The 205-nt window shown below is 61.0% G+C and carries 1 protein-coding gene; it reads right to left on the reverse strand.

The window, feature by feature from the left end; genetic code table 11:
* The coding region (locus tag IF61_RS34965) for a phage tail sheath C-terminal domain-containing protein (protein WP_281178057.1) at nt 1-205 on the reverse strand (205 nt) is incomplete at both ends.

The raw sequence follows: 205 nt of genomic DNA on the forward strand, positions 1-205 counted from the left end.
GATCACATAGAAAGCCTCGTCGGGCGTACGACCGAGCAGCGCACCCTGACGCCACTGATCGGTCAGGAAGCTGGTGACCGCATGCCGGAGAGTGCCCCACAGACGGTCGTCGTTGGGCTCGAAGACAGCCCAGGTCGAGGACTGACGGATGGAATCCGACAGGAACGACACCAGACGACGCACATTGAGATAACGCCAGTCACGA

Source organism: Streptomyces roseoverticillatus (genome assembly GCF_000719265.1).
Lineage (GTDB): Bacteria > Actinomycetota > Actinomycetes > Streptomycetales > Streptomycetaceae > Streptomyces > Streptomyces roseoverticillatus.